Genomic DNA, 16256 nt, shown 5'->3' with positions numbered 1-16256 from the left:
TACAAAATGCGATTTTGTTTTCAATTTGGGCATGATAAAACTACATTTCTAGCCAACACCTCTTCTATTTAGTACCGGCACGAAAAATTGTTGACGATGATTTCACTTGTAAGCGTTCTATATCAGAATTAAAGGAGCACACCACATCATGAGCACTCTTTTTGGACTATCCCATAATGCAACATTATTGGTCTGGACGTTAATTGCGATCGTTTTTCTGATCGTTTTAATCTCTAAATATAAATGGAACCCCTTTATCACCCTTTTGTTATCTGCATTAATGCTCGGTTTGCTTACAGGTATGAAACCTGCCGATGTGATCTCTTCCATTACCGGGGGACTCGGCGGCACACTTGGAACCATTGCAATTGTTATTGCTCTTGGTACGATGCTCGGTAAGATGATGGCCGAATCCGGCGGTGCCGAGCGCATTGCAACTACTTTGGTAGATCGGTTCGGTGTGAAACGTGTGCATTGGGCCATGATGATCGTTGGATTCATCGTCGGTATCCCTGTTTTCTTCGAAGTCGGCGTTATTCTGATGATCCCCATCATTTTCACCGTCGCGCGTAAAACCAATATGTCATTATTGCAGATCGGTATTCCCATTTTGGCGGGTCTGTCGACTGTACACGGTTTGGTTCCACCACACCCGGCACCAATGATTGCAATTGAAGCCTTCAGCGCAGATCTGGGTAAAACCATCTTGTACTCTCTTATTGTTGGTATTCCTACAGCGATTATTGCAGGTCCCTTATTTGGTAAATTTATTGGAAAAAGAATACACACCGAACCGCCAGCTGAACTGGCTGAACAATTCGCAACCAAAACAAACAGCAACATGCCTGGGTTTGGTATTACTCTGTTTACCATATTGCTGCCGGTTATTCTGATGCTGATTGGTTCCATAGCCAGCATCATTGACCCAAATGCCACAAGCGGCTTCACCGTTTTCAGTGAATTTATCGGTCATGAGATCATTGCTCTGCTGATTTCAGTTGTATTTGCCCTCTTTTCACTCGGCTTTGCACGTGGATTCACCAAACACGATATTTCTCGCTTCACCAGTGAATGTCTGGCGCCTACGGCGACCATCATTCTCATTATTGGCGGAGGCGGTGCCTTCAAACAGGTATTGATCAATAGTGGTGTGGGCAACGCCATTGCTGATGTCGCTACCCATGCCAACATCAACGTGATCCTGTTTGCCTGGCTTGTCGCTGCGCTCATTCGTGTAGCTACCGGTTCAGCAACCGTAGCTATGACAACTGCTGCCGGCATTGTCGCTCCAGTGCTTGCACTCACACCAGGTACCAATATTGAGCTGGTTGTACTCGCCACAGGTGCAGGGTCACTCATCTTGTCCCATGTGAACGATGCGGGATTCTGGATGATCAAAGAATTCTTTAATATGAGCGTCTCCCAGACATTGAAAACGTGGACCGTTATGGAAACACTATTATCCGTGGTCGGACTGATCTTTATTTTGCTCCTGAGTACAGTGGTATAAATGGAGTCTCTATAGTAGAAAGAAATTAAAATCTCATCGCTTTCTGGAGAAAGAAGGATTAAATATATGAACAACTACATGATTGGGATCGATATCGGTACCACCAGTACCAAATCCGTGCTATTTACCGAGCAGGGCTCCGTCGTCAGTACCTCAACGCAGGAATATCCTTTGTATACCCCGGCACCCGATGTTGCCGAGCAGGACCCCGAGGAGATTGTACAGGCGGCCCTCCGCTCTGTACGAGGAGTCATGGATCAGAGTGGTGTTGCTGCCGAGCAGATCCTGTTCGTATCCTGTAGCTCGGCCATGCACAGTGTCATTGCCATGGATCAGGACGACAAACCCTTAACTCGGTGCATCACCTGGGCGGATAATCGAAGTGCAGCATGGTCTGCCCAGCTGCAAGAGAATGGATTGGGCCATCGCATCTACCTGCGCACAGGTACACCGATCCATCCCATGTCACCGCTGACCAAATTAATGTGGCTGCGCCACGATGAATCTGAACTTTTCAAGCGCACAGCCAAATTTATTTCTATTAAAGAGTATCTGTTCTTCCGTCTATTCGGACAATATGTCGTCGACCATTCCATCGCTTCCTGCACAGGCTTGCTCAACCTGGAACAACTGGACTGGGACGCAGAAGCCCTTGAAATTGCAGGCATTACACCCGACCATCTGTCGAAGCTCGTACCTACAACACATATATTAGAAGGAATGAGTCACGAATCGGCTGAAAAAATGTCTCTCTCCCCCTCTACACCCTTCGTTATTGGCGCAAGTGACGGGGTTTTGTCCAATCTCGGCGTAAACGCCATTGAACCTGGTGTGGTTGCAGCAACCATCGGAACCAGCGGGGCCATTCGCACTGTCGTGGACCGTCCGGTTACCGACCCCAAAGGTCGGACCTTCTGTTACGCCCTCACAGAGAATCTTTGGGTCATTGGCGGACCTGTGAATAATGGTGGCATGTTATTTCGCTGGGTGCGGGATGAATTCGCAGCGTCTGAAGTGGAGACAGCAAAACGACTCGGCATCAATTCCTATGATGTGCTGACCAAAATTGCCGAACGTGTCCGGCCTGGCTCGGAAGGACTTCTGTTTCATCCGTACCTTTCGGGCGAACGTGCCCCTTTGTGGAATCCGGATGCCCGTGGCTCCTTTTTCGGCTTAACACTCCATCATCAGAAAGAGCATATGATCCGCGCTGTTTTGGAAGGGGTCATTTTTAACCTATATACGGTACTGCTCGCCATGGAAGAACAGATTGGGCAACCTACCTCCATTCAAGCCACCGGTGGGTTTGCACGCTCTCCTCTCTGGCGCCAAATGATGTCCGATATCTTCAATCAGGAGGTCGTTGTGCCCGAGAGCTATGAAAGCTCCTGTCTGGGTGCCGTCGTGCTTGGGTTGTACGCTACCGGAAGAATTGACTCGCTTCATGCCGTTTCTTCCATGGTGGGTACAACACATCGTCATACACCTGTCAAAGAGAATGCTGCACTCTATCAGGAGCTGCTGCCCATCTTTATTCGGATCTCTCGCAAACTGGAAGAGGAATACGCAGATATTGCTGAATTTCAACGCAAGATGTCCATTGACCGTCCTTAAATTATCAATCCATGCGTAGTCTCCACAAAAAAAAGGGTGTCCCTGAAACCAAAAATCGGTTTCAGGGACACCCTTTTTTGATATAAATTCATAAAATGTCGTTTGGATTCATATCATATCTTCATACACTTCTACCTCAATATTTGAGTTTCGGCTTACATCTACATTCCGGATAATTCATATTTCACTTGTCTTAAAATGAATTCCTCTATGTTCATTATCCATCTTACATCGATGTTCACAGATCGCCATCTCCTCAGAAACCAGATCGCATTTCTTGTTAAACGATACGCCAATTTGGCTCTTTTCCGCCTTCCAGCCTTACCCTGAATTCATGGATTTCAACATCGCCTAATTGGCAAAAAAACACGAGGGTACGAGGTCACTCTTATTTCGATCTCGATCATGCTCCATTTTCACTTTGCGGTTATCCACAGACAGGTTATTCACAAACGAAGAATACTTTTACACACAATTTGGCATCATTTGACGGATAACCTGTGTATAAAACATTTTTGGTTTTTAGGCCATCTTGTCGAAAATTAAACAGTTTATAAACAATATATTGTGTTGTGACTAAAAATTATACACAAGTTATTGAATTTGTGGATAAAATCACGCGATACGTTGAAATGCGGGGTTTCTTTTGCTATGATTGTATTACTTTTGGATGTGAATATGTGATCTGACCCATAATATTATCAACAGCCTGTGGATAAAGTTGTGAACAATTTTCCGTTGTTCATACTTTTTTTGTTTTCGACCTGCGGGGGTTTGGGGATAAATTCAACAATATATCTCGTATTTCGACACTGCATCATGGCTTAAGCCACACTTGGAACATGTAAAAGGAGTGACAGTCTGTGGACAGCCATACTTCTGATTTATGGCAGCAAATTTTATCAATCATACAAAACAAACTCAGCAAACCCAGCTTTGACACCTGGTTCAAAGCAACCAAAGCCACCAAGCTGAATGACCGTTCAATCGTCATTTCCGCACCAACCACATTTGCCGTCGAATGGCTGGAGAGCCGTTACACCAAATTGGTTGGCTCGACGGTATACGAGCTGCTTGGCAAGCAAGTCGATGTGAAATTTGTCATCGAGGAGAACAAGCCTGCTGAACCGGACCCGCAACTGCCGGCGCCAACGCCTACAGTCGTACAGGAAGAAGCGGTACTCAGCATGCTGAATCCGAAATATACGTTCGATACATTTGTCATCGGGCCGGGCAACCGTTTTGCCCATGCCGCATCGCTGGCGGTCGCTGAAGCGCCCGCCAAAGCTTACAATCCTCTCTTTCTGTATGGAGGAGTAGGTCTCGGTAAAACTCACTTGATGCATGCGATCGGACATTATGTTCTGGAGCATGATCCGGGCAGCAAAGTCGTTTATTTGTCGTCTGAGAAATTCACGAACGAATTCATTAACTCGATCCGTGACAACCGCGGGGAGAGCTTCCGTAACAAATACCGGAGCGTCGACATTCTGCTCATTGATGATATTCAGTTTTTGGCGGGAAAAGAATCAACACAAGAGGAATTTTTCCATACGTTTAATGCGCTGCATGAGGAACGGAAGCAGATCATCATCTCCAGCGACAGACCACCGAAGGAAATTCCGACACTGGAAGAACGACTTCGTTCTCGCTTTGAATGGGGGTTAATCACGGATATCCAGCCTCCAGATTTGGAAACAAGGATCGCTATTTTGCGGAAAAAGGCACGTGCGGAAAACTTGGATATTCCGAATGAAGCGATGATGTACATTGCCAACCAGATCGACACCAACATCCGTGAACTGGAAGGCGCCCTGATTCGGGTCGTTGCTTATTCTTCACTGACTAATCAAGATGTAACCACTCATCTCGCAGCTGAAGCACTGAAGGATATTATTCCTTCCAGTCGTCCCAAAATGATCACTATTCATGACATCCAACAAAAGGTCGGCGAGTACTATAGCCTTAAGCTTGAAGATTTCAAAGCACGGAAACGGACCAAGGCAGTTGCTTTCCCAAGACAGATTGCCATGTATCTCTCTCGTGAACTGACAGACTTTTCTCTGCCCAAAATCGGGGAAGCATTCGGAGGACGAGATCACACCACTGTCATTCACGCTCACGAAAAAATCTCCCAAGCGATTAAAAACGATCAGGATCTCTATAAAGTTATCAACAACTTAACCGAAAAAATTAAGAATCCAACCTGAACAAGTCCCAAGCCTATGCACAACGTATACACATGTGGATAGGCTTGGGTGTACGGGTTTATACCCACTTATCCACATATTCAGTGCCCCTATTACTATTATTACTAAAAAGATCTTAAAGATATCATCTCCAAAATAGCCATTTCGGAGCTTAGCCTTCGGCCTTTGAAAAACACCTTTCAACACCCCAACACCCAAAAAATCAGCTAGGAGTGAAACCATGAAAATCAGCATAATGAAAAACTACTTAAACGATTCCATACAGCAAGTATCCAAAGCGATCTCGAGCCGTACAACGATTCCGATTCTGAGCGGTATCAAATTCGACGTGAATCATCAAGGTGTAACGTTGACAGCAAGCGACACCGATATATCCATTCAATCCTTCATCCCGCTTGAAGATGGAGATAAAAGCGTGGTTCAGGTAGAACAACCGGGCAGTGTAGTTTTGCCAGCCAAGTTTTTCGTGGAGATCATCAAGAAGCTGCCATCCCAAGAAGTGCACATGGAAGTCAAAGAGAACTTCAACACCTTTATCTCTGCAGGTGCTACCGAGATTCAACTGGTAGGTCTGGATCCGGAAGAATTCCCGGTACTGCCGAGCATTGAAGAAAACCAAACCGTCTCCATTCCAGGAGATTTGCTGAAAAATATGATCAAACAAACCGTCTTCTCCATTTCCACACATGAGACAACGCCAATCCTTACAGGCGTACTCTGGAGTTTGGGTGACAACGAATTGAAATTTGTGGCAACAGACCGCCACCGTCTTGCTACTCGATCAGCAATGCTGGATAATGCAGAAGGTATTCGCTTTAACAACGTGGTCATTTCCGGTAAAACGCTGAACGAGCTCAGCAAAATCGTTCCGGATCAAAATACCCTTGTGGATATCGTTGTTGCAGATAACCAAGTCCTGTTCAAAATCGACCGTGTATTGTTCTACTCTCGTATTTTGGACGGAACATATCCCGATACTTCTAGAATTATTCCAACGTCATACAAAACAGAACTTGTTTTAGATACAAAAAAATTAAGTGAATCCATTGACCGGGCTTATTTGCTGTCGCGTGAAGAGAAAACAAACATCGTGCGTATGCAAACGATGGATTCGGGAACAGTCGAAATTTCCTCAAGCTCTTCCGAGCTAGGTAAAGTAAGAGAAGAAATCGAACCTGCCGAGTTTACAGGAGATCCGTTAAAAATCTCGTTCAACTCCAAATACATGCTGGATGTGCTGAAAGTCGTCGAAAGTGAGCAGCTGATGATCGCTTTTACAGGTGTCATGAGTCCAATCATCTTGAAACCACTGGATGACAGTCACAGCCTTTACGTCATATTGCCATACCGGACGACCAACTAACGAAAGGAAGATCACAGTGAACCAAGTTACGATTCGAACGGAATATATTAAGCTTGATCAATTTTTGAAACTCGCTGATTGCATCCCAACTGGAGGTATGGCCAAAGCTTTGCTTCAGGAGGGACTTGTACGTGTGAATAAAGAGCCTGAGGAACGCCGGGGACGTAAGTTATACCCTGGGGATATCGTTGAAGTGGACGGAGAAGGCATATTCGAAGTTGCCGCAGAATAAGAAGACCAGTTCGATCCTGCTGCCTCCTGACGGACGGGATAAAAGGGAGGTTACCGCGTGTTTGTGAACAGCATTGATCTGCAGAATTTCCGCAATTATGAACATCTGAGACTGGACTCTTTTGGTCCTGTAAACTTATTGATCGGGCAAAATGCTCAAGGCAAGACCAATCTTGCAGAGGCGATTTTTGTACTTGCACTCACCAAGAGCCACCGTACATCCCGTGACAAGGAGTTAATCCGTTTTGGTGAGGAACGTGCCAGACTTGCAGCAGAAGTCGACAAAAAGTACGGAGCGGTCAAGCTTGAACTGTCTCTGTCACAACAAGGCAAAAAAGCGAAGATTAACGGACTGGAGCAGCGCAAGTTAAGTGATTTTGTCGGCGCGCTTAATGTCGTGATGTTTGCACCGGAAGATCTGGAGATCGTAAAAGGCACACCGGGGGTCCGCCGCCGGTTTCTTGACATGGAGATCGGACAGGTTGCACCCGGCTACCTGTATCATCTGCAGCAATATCAAAAAGTGCTGGTCCAACGAAACAATTTGCTCAAGCAGCTATGGGGACAAGGGGCATCGGCCCAGACCATGCTTGAGGTATGGAACGAACAACTGGTTGAGCATGGTGTTAAAATCGTCAAAAAAAGGAAACAATTCATAAAGAAACTGCAAAAGTGGGCAGAAACGATTCATCAAGGGATCACCGGAGGCGGAGAAGTCCTGCGGCTGGCCTACCTTCCTTCCTTCAGCGAAGCCGCTGAAGAAGATGAAGCTGTCTTAATGGACCAATTTATGATAAAATTATCACAAATGAAAGAGCAGGAGATTCGCCGAGGCACAACCCTTAGTGGGCCGCATCGGGATGACCTGTCCTTTTTCATTAACGATCGGGAAGTACAAACATATGGCTCGCAGGGGCAGCAGCGCACAACGGCGTTGTCCCTTAAACTTGCGGAAATTGAACTGATTCACGAAGAAATCGGAGAATATCCGGTCCTGCTGCTCGACGACGTCCTGTCCGAACTGGATCCTTTTCGCCAGACACAGCTGATCGAAACGTTCCAGAGCAAGGTGCAAACCTTTATTACGGCTACGGGGATCGAGAGCCTGAACGTTGACAAGCTCAAAGATGCCAGTATTTATCACGTTCATGCCGGACAGGTTGAACGCTAAGGAGTGAGGGCTTATGTACATTCATCTGGGCGGTGAGAAGATTATCCGTTCTTCCGAATTGGTCGCTATTTTTGATATATCGATTGAAAAATCCTCAAAGATCTCCAAGCAGTATGTCACGCATGCCGAGCAGGAAAAAACAGTGGAACACATCGGCGAAGAGGAAGCCAAGTCCATTGTGGTGACCAAAAACATTGTGTACTACTCGCCTATTTCCTCAGCCACGCTGAAGAAGCGGGCTCACATTTTTCCTGATCTCTAGCATTGGATTGGCATAAAAGGTGTGTCTTTTACTGCTTGTCTTTATGTGGACAGCTGGCTGAATGAAGGACGTTGCCTATTTCAGCAAACATTCTTAGTTAACGCATATTTACGATATTGAATCTATAGAAGTAGGTGAAAGGCATGTCTATGAATCAACCGTCATATGATGCGAATGAAATTCAGGTCCTTGAAGGATTGGAAGCCGTACGGAAGCGTCCGGGGATGTATATCGGTTCCACCAGTTCCAAGGGCCTGCATCATCTGGTCTGGGAAGTAGTGGACAACAGTATCGACGAAGCGCTTGCTGGTTACTGTGACCACATTGAGGTCAGTATCCATGAAGATAACAGCGTAACTGTAGTCGATAACGGACGGGGTATTCCTGTCGGCGAACATGCCAAAATGAAACGTCCTGCACTTGAGGTAGTTATGACTGTCCTCCACGCAGGAGGAAAATTTGGCGGCGGCGGATATAAAGTATCCGGTGGTTTGCATGGTGTTGGTGTGTCCGTTGTAAATGCTCTCTCTGAAAAAGTGGTTGTAACGGTTAAACGTGAAGGACATATCTACCAACAGGAATATCGCCGTGGAGCTCCACAGTATGACCTGAAAGTGATCGGTACAACTGACGAAACAGGAACAACAGTTAGGTTCCATCCGGACCCTGAAATTTTCACGGAAACGAGAGTTTATGAATATGACATCTTGCTTGCCCGTATTCGTGAGCTGGCGTTCCTGAACAAGGGTATTGGTCTTACATTGACGGATGAGCGTACAGGTGCAACCAACTCGTTCCTGTACGAAGGCGGCATTATCGAATACGTCTCCTTCCTCAACCAGAAGCGCGAAGTATTGCATGAAAATCCAATTTACGTTGAAGGTTCCAGAGATAACATCCAGGTGGAAGTTGCCCTGCAATACAATGACAACTACACCGAGAATATCTATTCCTTCGCGAACAATATCAACACCCATGAGGGCGGAACGCATGAATCAGGCTTCAAGAGTGCCCTTACACGGATCATCAATGACTACGCCCGTAAGGCGGGAGTAATCAAGGACAGCACTGGCAACCTTTCCGGAGATGATGTGCGTGAAGGTTTGACGGCTATTATTTCGGTCAAGATTCCGGAACCGCAATTTGAAGGACAGACGAAGACCAAGCTGGGTAACAGTGAAGTACGTGGTATTGTCGAATCCTTGTTTGCCGAGAAGTTGCAGGAGTTCCTAGAAGAGAATCCTTCCGTATCCCGTCGCATTTTGGAAAAAGGTCTGCAAGCAGCACGTGCACGTGAAGCTGCCCGTAAAGCACGGGAACTGACACGTCGTAAAGGAGCACTGGAAGTAAGCTCACTTCCAGGTAAACTGGCTGACTGCTCATCCAAGGATGCTTCAATCAGCGAATTGTATATCGTCGAAGGTGACTCTGCGGGCGGATCAGCGAAGCAAGGTCGGGATCGTCATTTCCAAGCGATTTTGCCGCTCCGTGGTAAGATTCTGAACGTGGAAAAAGCTCGTCTGGACCGGATTTTGGGTAATGCGGAGATTAGAGCGATTATTACGGCGATGGGTACAGGTATTGGTGATGACTTTGATATTGCCAAAGCTCGTTATCACAAAATCATTTTGATGACCGATGCCGATGTCGATGGTGCTCATATCCGAACACTGTTGCTGACATTCCTGTATCGGTACATGCGCAAAATCATTGAGGCAGGTTATGTATATATTGCGCAACCGCCATTGTTCAAGATTGAGCGTAACAAAGTGATTCGCTATGCTGGTTCCGAGAAAGAACGCGATGAAATTATTGCAACGCTCGGTGAAAATGCGAAATTCAACGTTCAGCGTTACAAAGGTCTCGGTGAGATGAATGCCGGACAATTGTGGGAAACGACGATGGATCCGGAGAGCCGGACCATGATGCAAGTATCGATCAACGATGCCATACTTGCTGATGCCATGTTCGACACCCTCATGGGGGATAACGTTGAACCGCGTCGTGACTTTATCCAGGAAAATGCAAAATACGTGAAAAACCTCGACATTTAACGATATTCGAAGAGGCGCCTGAGAGGGCGCCTTTTTATATTATTGGAATCACGAAATTAGAAGCAGTAGACTTCAGTATCCCGTTGTTAGCGACGTACACGTTTTTTGGCAGACGAGGCCTGTGCTTTGGCGGATGGGCGAGAGCTCTTACTCTTTTTGGAGGGCAAACGACCGTACGCAATGGCATAACGTCTGATCTTCCGATACGTCTCCTTGTCCGGTAATAAGCCAAAAGCATAAATGCCTGGCAGTGTGTTGACTTCAAGAATCCAGGGACGTCCTTCTTCGTCTAGCGCAATATCAATACCAATCTCCTTGAGCCTTGGAAATGATGTTTGCAATTGCACGGCGGTATGAATGCCTAATCGGTACAGCTCATGGCGAAGCTTTTTGAAGCCATCCTGATGCAGATGGGGGAGTACGAGTTCTTCGAACGTGGCCAATCGTCCACCACCATGAATGTTGGTGATGATTTTTCCCGGGGCGGCGACCCGTCCTAGTACACCTGTTGTCTCCCAGTTGTGTTGCAGATTTTTCTGGGTTAACACGCGCAAGTCAAAAGGCAAACCTTCATGCTTCATCAGCGGGATCCCTTGTTGAATGATATAGTCACGTTTCTGTATACGATCATTCAGTGCCCGTTCAAGATCGTCCAGGGAATGAAATGACCTTTCCTCTGTTCCATATTGGAGTTGATATGTTGTTGTGAGTTGGGTAGCTCTGGAGGTAACTACACTTGCTTCGGTATCTTCAGATAGGTTCCGATCATTGGGTTCTTCGGTAACCTCTGCATCTGTGGTGGAATTCTCGGAATAAAACACAGGTTGGTACATACGGGTGGTTTTCACCCGCATAACTCCATTGCCGTAAGTGCCACGGTCCGGTTTGATATAGTTCGACTCGAATAATTCAGTCATTCGTTCCAGGGTTTGACGGCTATATTTTCGGGTCACAGGGATATATTCATTCACATTGCGACTGCGTTGTAACACAGCTGTTTTGGCCCATTTGCTGGAGACACGCTGGATACCCAAGATTCATCAGTCCTTTCATGTTTTGCTCAGTTCTCAAGAGGGGAAGACACGGAGAAATCGAAGGACAAGAGACGATTTCAGTGGTATAATAGAGAAATATGGCGTTTTGTGCGATGAGCTGCACAATTTGCAGTTTGATCGTAGAACGGGAACGGCTTTAGCCTCGGTGGGCACAGTACATATGCCGCTTTTTCTAGCATTGTATGTGCAATTGGGGAGGAAGGCAGGGCGAATCCCCAGAGACGCAGCAGTTCCCGGAAGAAAGGCTATTGCCCAGCGGACGTTTAATTGTGTAACTTTTGTGAAAGTAATATAATAAAGAGTAGCGTTCTTGCGCGGTTTTAGCCTTGTTAGGCTTTTCACATATAATCAATTTTTTAGCATGACGGAATGGAACGTTTGTTTAGGACAAGAAGGAGGTCCAGCATGGCGGAAGAAATGAACTCGCAGATTACAGATCGGGATATTGGCGTCGAGATGCGTGAATCGTTTATGGATTATGCGATGAGCATCATTGTTAGCCGTGCCTTACCTGATGTGCGTGATGGATTGAAGCCGGTTCACCGGCGTATTCTGTACGCAATGTCGGAGCTTGGCATGACACCCGATAAACCACATAAAAAATCAGCCAGAATCGTCGGCGAAGTTATCGGTAAGTATCACCCGCACGGTGACTCTGCTGTTTACGAGACGATGGTACGGATGGCACAGGATTTCTCCCTGCGTTATATGCACGTAGATGGACATGGTAACTTTGGATCGGTCGATGGCGATATGGCAGCAGCAATGCGTTATACCGAAGCTCGTCTGTCCAAGATTGCAATGGAAATGCTCAGAGATATCAACAAGGATACGATTGACTTCCAGCCGAACTATGACGGTGAAGAACATGAACCAATCGTTTTGCCTGCTCGTTTCCCCAACTTGCTTGTCAATGGGGTCGGCGGGATCGCGGTAGGTATGGCGACCAATATTCCTCCTCACAATCTGGGAGAGGTCATTGACGGCGTACAGGCCATGATTCAAAATCCTGATATTACATCCATGGAATTGATGGATTACATTCAAGGACCAGACTTCCCAACGTCCGGTTACATTTTGGGACGCTCCGGCATTCGTCAAGCGTATCAGACCGGACGTGGTTCAGTAACGATGCGGGCCAAAACGAACATCGAAGAGAATAACAATAAAGCGAGAATTATCGTTACAGAGCTCCCTTATCAGGTGAATAAGGCGAGACTCGTTGAGAAAATTGCTGAGTTGGTACGTGATAAAAAGATTGATGGCATTACAGATCTTCGTGATGAGTCTGACCGTAACGGTATGCGGGTTGTAATTGAGCTTCGCAGAGACGTGAATCCGGGGGTTGTTCTGAACAACTTGTACAAACATACATCGATGCAATCCACTTTCGGAATTAACATGCTTGCGATTGTAAATAAAGAGCCTAAAATCCTGAACTTGCGTGAAGTGTTGTATCACTATCTGCAGCATCAGATTGAGGTTATTCGCAGACGTACGCAGTTTGAACTGAAGAAGGCTGAAGCTCGTGCACACATTCTGGAAGGCTTGCGCATTGCGCTGGATCATATCGATGAGATTATTACGTTGATTCGTTCATCCAGTAATGCAGATGCAGCCAGAGAAGGTTTGATTGAGCGTTTCTCACTCAGTTATGATCAGGCTCAAGCGATTCTCGATATGCGTTTGCAACGCCTCACAGGTCTGGAACGCGAACGTATTGAAAACGAGTATAACGAACTGATGGTCAAAATCAGGGAGTATCGTGAAATCTTGGCTAATGAGCATCTGGTGCTTGAGATTATCAGTACTGAGCTGCAAGAGATTCGCGACCGCTTTAGCGATGATCGCCGTACAGAGATCACGGTAGGTGAAGAGAGTATTCTGGATGAGGACCTGATTCCACGTGAAGAGGTTATTATCACGATTACCCATACAGGCTACGTGAAACGTCTGCCGGTATCCACATACCGCAGCCAGAAGCGTGGTGGACGTGGCGTTGTAGGGATGGACACCAAAGATACCGACTTTGTTGAGCATCTATTTGTGACCAACTCTCACAATTACCTCATGTTCTTCACTGACAAAGGTAAAGTGTATCGTCTCAAAGCTTACGAGATTCCAGAGCTTGGACGTACCGCACGGGGAACACCAATTATCAACCTGATCCAGATCGAGCAGGGTGAATCGGTTAATGCCGTGATTCCAGTTCAGGAATTTGAAAGTGACAGATACTTGTTTTTTGCTACCCGTCAAGGTGTTGTGAAGAAGACGCCACTTGAGGATTACACCAATATCCGCAAAGGCGGCCTGATCGGTATTTCCTTGCGTGATGATGATATCCTGATTGATGTTAAGCTGACCGATGGACAGCAAGAGATCATTATGGGTACAGCTCACGGGATGTCTATCCGATTCTCGGAAGGTAATGTACGTTCCATGGGACGTAGTGCAACCGGGGTTAAAGGGATCACTTTGGATGAACAGGATGCCGTTATTGGCATGGATGTAGTCGATAAAGAGCTTGATGTTCTGATCGTTACAGCCAAAGGTTACGGTAAACGTACACCTGTCAGTGATTATCGGATGCAGACTCGTGGTGGTAAAGGGATTAAAACCATCAATGTCACAGAGAAGAACGGCGCTGTAGTCAGCCTCAAAATGGTTAAAACCGAAGAGGATCTGATGATTATCACGTCTAGCGGTACTTTGATCCGGATGAGCATGGAAGGCATATCCACCATGGGTCGATACACGCAAGGTGTGAAGCTGATTCATATTCGTGATGAGGATTCGGTGGCTACAGTCAGCCGAATTGACAAGAATGAAGAAGAACCAGACGACGAATTGCTTGAAGGCTCGGAAGGCGGGGAGAACCAAACTCCGGCAGTAAGCCTGGAAGAAGGCACCGTATCTGACGCGGAAGCTGATGCTGAAGTTGATGGCGACGATTCCGGTTCGGAAGCATAAAAATAGAATTTCTGAAAACCAATCTCTTGGAGATTGGAATAAGACTAAGAGGGCTCCCACTGGGGGCCCTTTTGTTGTATAAAGGAACCATCACTTTGATTAATCAGAATCTAGGATGTACAGCCTGATTTTTGAGTAATATAATGGGAAATATCATGAAAAAACCGGGACTATGGTCTTGTTTTGTTAATAACATAGAAGAACGATGAGTGAGGGGAATAAACATGGGATTAATCACCCTGTCAGAAGTCAAACCAGGACTCAAACTTGGAAGTGATGTGCAAACGCTTCGCGGCAACGTTCTGCTTCAGAAGGGCAAAGTCATTTTACCCAAGGATATGGAAGTTCTAAGAGCCTTTATGATTCACCAGGTAGATATTGAACAAGAAAGAATGGTAACAGGCAGTACAGGAACCAAAAGTGCATCTGGGCCCGCAGGAGGTACAACAAATGAGAATAATGGTGAACGGTCAGGGAAGACAGGGAACGTCACCACAGCTCCTGCAGTAACGTCTCTACAGGATGAGTATGAGAAGATGGTAGGATTAACCAAGAATGCATTCCTGTCCTCTCTGGCGGCTGAATTGCCTGTATATGAGTTGCGTACACAGTTGGAGGCTGTGTTTGTACATCTCAAACAATATAATGTACTTACCTTTAGTCCACGAGTAATGCAAGAACATGATTATGTATATCACCATGCTGTACTGAGCGCGATCACATCGTATCAATTGGCCCAATGGATGGATCTCCCCTCTAAGGACTGGATGCAGGTTGCTTTTGCAGGCTTGTTCCATGATATTGGTAACAACAAAGTAGATCCGCAGATTCTCCATAAACCATCCACGTTGACGGCAGCAGAGCAGGAAGAGATCCGCCAGCATACCAAATACGGTTATCAGGTGCTTAAACAGGCAAAAGCCATTAATGAGGGGGCTAGACTTGCAGCCTTGCAGCATCACGAAAAAGTGGATGGATCGGGCTACCCATTACAGCTTAGCGGAACGCAGATTCATATTTACGCGAAAATTGTAGCTATCGCTGATATTTTCCACGCCATGACGTTAGAGAAGATCTATCGTAAGGCACAATCACCGTATCTGGTCCTGGAACAGATCCAGAGTGAAGCGTTCGGGAAATTAGATCCTGCAATTGTAAGTGTATTTGTTCAACGGTCGACCCAGATCCATAATGGCATCCGAGTAAAACTGAGCAATAACCAAATTGGAGAGATCATATTCTCTGATCGGGATCATCCTACGCGGCCTATGGTGTCAGTAGAAGGAACCATCATTAACTTAATGCAGCAGCGGCAGCTCCACATTCAAGAGGTTATCGGTTAATTATAAATAGTAAAGAAACTTGATGAGAGGGTCTTTCTTTTATAGAGAGGCCTTTTATGTGAAAAAAGTGTAGTCATGTAGATAAATCACGATGAATATATATAAATTAATAATTAAACAAAAAAAGACTTGCAATCAAAATCTGTACATGGTATATTCTAATTCCGGCCAAGAAAACACGGTTTACACGGTGCGGCAAGCGAAACAAATAAGCTTCGAAAGAAACTTAAAAAAAGAGCTTGCAAAGTTGGTTCGGATGTGATAAGATATAAAAGTTGCTGAAGAGAACGGCGTTCGGCAAAAAAAAACAAGTTTGATCTTTGAAAACTGAACAACGAGTGAGTAAACATTCTGCTTGCAGAATGAACGCGAAAGTTTGAAACAAGCCTTGGCTTGGAACGGCTGGAGCACAAATGAGATTTTTAATCTCGTCAGATTCAAAATGAGCTTATCGCTCTTTTCAATACTTTATT

At 45.9% G+C, this 16256-nt stretch carries 11 protein-coding genes; 10 read left to right on the top strand and 1 reads right to left on the bottom strand.

Features of this window, described 5'->3' with window-relative positions:
- Positions 1–148: 148 nt before the first annotated feature.
- The 8 genes from PAHA3_RS20175 to gyrB all read left to right on the top strand — a co-directional run bounded on the left by PAHA3_RS20175 (position 149) and on the right by gyrB (position 10415).
- The gene (locus tag PAHA3_RS20175) at positions 149–1510 is read left to right on the top strand and encodes a GntT/GntP/DsdX family permease (protein WP_062836517.1); all 1362 of its coding nucleotides are present in this window, start codon (positions 149–151) and stop codon (positions 1508–1510) included.
- Between the two features lie 66 nt (positions 1511–1576).
- The gene (gene gntK / locus PAHA3_RS20170) at positions 1577–3124 is read left to right on the top strand and encodes a gluconokinase (RefSeq protein ID WP_062836516.1); all 1548 of its coding nucleotides are present in this window, start codon (positions 1577–1579) and stop codon (positions 3122–3124) included.
- A gap of 863 nt (positions 3125–3987) precedes the next feature.
- Positions 3988–5334, top strand: a complete 1347-nt coding sequence (dnaA, locus tag PAHA3_RS20165) for a chromosomal replication initiator protein DnaA (RefSeq protein WP_036611990.1) — start codon at positions 3988–3990, stop codon at positions 5332–5334.
- A 220-nt stretch (positions 5335–5554) separates the two neighbouring features.
- Positions 5555–6697, top strand: a complete 1143-nt coding sequence (gene dnaN / locus PAHA3_RS20160) for a DNA polymerase III subunit beta (RefSeq protein ID WP_062836515.1) — start codon at positions 5555–5557, stop codon at positions 6695–6697.
- Between the two features lie 16 nt (positions 6698–6713).
- Positions 6714–6929: a S4 domain-containing protein YaaA gene (yaaA, locus tag PAHA3_RS20155; RefSeq protein ID WP_062836514.1), complete on the top strand. Its 216-nt coding sequence runs from the start codon at positions 6714–6716 to the stop codon at positions 6927–6929.
- Between the two features lie 57 nt (positions 6930–6986).
- Complete coding sequence (recF, locus tag PAHA3_RS20150) at positions 6987–8099, top strand: DNA replication/repair protein RecF (protein ID WP_062836513.1); 1113 nt, start codon at positions 6987–6989, stop codon at positions 8097–8099.
- 13 nt (positions 8100–8112) lie between these two features.
- Positions 8113–8361 carry an extracellular matrix regulator RemB gene (gene remB / locus PAHA3_RS20145; protein ID WP_017691405.1) on the top strand — a complete coding sequence of 83 codons (249 nt, stop codon included), beginning with the start codon at positions 8113–8115 and terminating at the stop codon, positions 8359–8361.
- A 143-nt stretch (positions 8362–8504) separates the two neighbouring features.
- Positions 8505–10415, top strand: a complete 1911-nt coding sequence (gene gyrB / locus PAHA3_RS20140; RefSeq protein ID WP_062836512.1) for a DNA topoisomerase (ATP-hydrolyzing) subunit B — start codon at positions 8505–8507, stop codon at positions 10413–10415.
- Between the two features lie 86 nt (positions 10416–10501).
- Here gyrB and PAHA3_RS20135 read toward each other — a convergent pair whose 3' ends face one another.
- Positions 10502–11449, bottom strand: a complete 948-nt coding sequence (locus PAHA3_RS20135) for a YheC/YheD family protein (RefSeq protein WP_062836511.1) — start codon at positions 11447–11449, stop codon at positions 10502–10504.
- 426 nt (positions 11450–11875) lie between these two features.
- On the opposite strand from PAHA3_RS20135, the gene gyrA reads away from it, so the two are divergent.
- Together gyrA and PAHA3_RS20125 are read left to right on the top strand one after the other, a co-directional pair.
- Positions 11876–14440: a DNA gyrase subunit A gene (gene gyrA, locus PAHA3_RS20130; RefSeq protein WP_062836510.1), complete on the top strand. Its 2565-nt coding sequence runs from the start codon at positions 11876–11878 to the stop codon at positions 14438–14440.
- A 224-nt stretch (positions 14441–14664) separates the two neighbouring features.
- Positions 14665–15783, top strand: a complete 1119-nt coding sequence (locus PAHA3_RS20125; protein WP_062836509.1) for an HD-GYP domain-containing protein — start codon at positions 14665–14667, stop codon at positions 15781–15783.
- Positions 15784–16256 lie beyond the last annotated feature (473 nt).

Origin of the sequence: Paenibacillus amylolyticus, assembly GCF_001570725.1 — a bacterium.
In the GTDB taxonomy this organism is placed as follows: domain Bacteria; phylum Bacillota; class Bacilli; order Paenibacillales; family Paenibacillaceae; genus Paenibacillus; species Paenibacillus amylolyticus_A.
This window is presented reverse-complemented; position numbering and strand designations above follow the sequence as displayed.

Coding starts and splice junctions, on each gene's coding strand:
- PAHA3_RS20175 (WP_062836517.1), top strand. CDS start 149: ATGAGCACTCTTTTTGGACTATCCCATAATGCAACATTATTGGTCTGG.
- gntK (WP_062836516.1), top strand. CDS start 1,577: ATGAACAACTACATGATTGGGATCGATATCGGTACCACCAGTACCAAA.
- dnaN (WP_062836515.1), top strand. CDS start 5,555: ATGAAAATCAGCATAATGAAAAACTACTTAAACGATTCCATACAGCAA.
- remB (WP_017691405.1), top strand. CDS start 8,113: ATGTACATTCATCTGGGCGGTGAGAAGATTATCCGTTCTTCCGAATTG.
- gyrB (WP_062836512.1), top strand. CDS start 8,505: ATGTCTATGAATCAACCGTCATATGATGCGAATGAAATTCAGGTCCTT.
- gyrA (WP_062836510.1), top strand. CDS start 11,876: ATGGCGGAAGAAATGAACTCGCAGATTACAGATCGGGATATTGGCGTC.
- PAHA3_RS20125 (WP_062836509.1), top strand. CDS start 14,665: ATGGGATTAATCACCCTGTCAGAAGTCAAACCAGGACTCAAACTTGGA.